Genomic DNA, 351 nt, shown 5'->3' on the forward strand with positions numbered 1-351 from the left:
AATAACTGGGGTGAAGTCGTAACAAGGTAGCCGTATCGGAAGGTGCGGCTGGATCACCTCCTTTCTAAGGAGAATTGCCTACTGTTTAATTTTGAGGGTTCGTTTTTACGAATACTCAATTAGCACTTTGAGCAACGGGATTTATCCGTTGGCGATGTGCGTTAGCACTTTGAAAACTGCATATATATTTAGTGATATGACATCTAATTTGTAATATATAAAGCTGATAACTTTTAAAAATTATCGAAGTTGATAGCTTCTAATCTATCAAACCTTTTTAACTGGTCAAGTTATTAAGGGTGCAGGGCGGATGCCTTGGCACTAGGAGCCGATGAAGGACGCGATAAGCTG

The 351-nt window shown here is 39.9% G+C and carries 1 rRNA gene; it reads left to right on the forward strand.

The annotated features are described in order from the left end of the window. Positions 1-64, forward strand: a 16S ribosomal RNA gene (locus KGF45_RS19755); the annotation flags it as partial. Positions 65-351 lie beyond the last annotated feature (287 nt).

It is taken from the genome of Clostridioides sp. ZZV14-6154, from assembly GCF_020657785.1.
GTDB lineage: Bacteria > Bacillota > Clostridia > Peptostreptococcales > Peptostreptococcaceae > Clostridioides.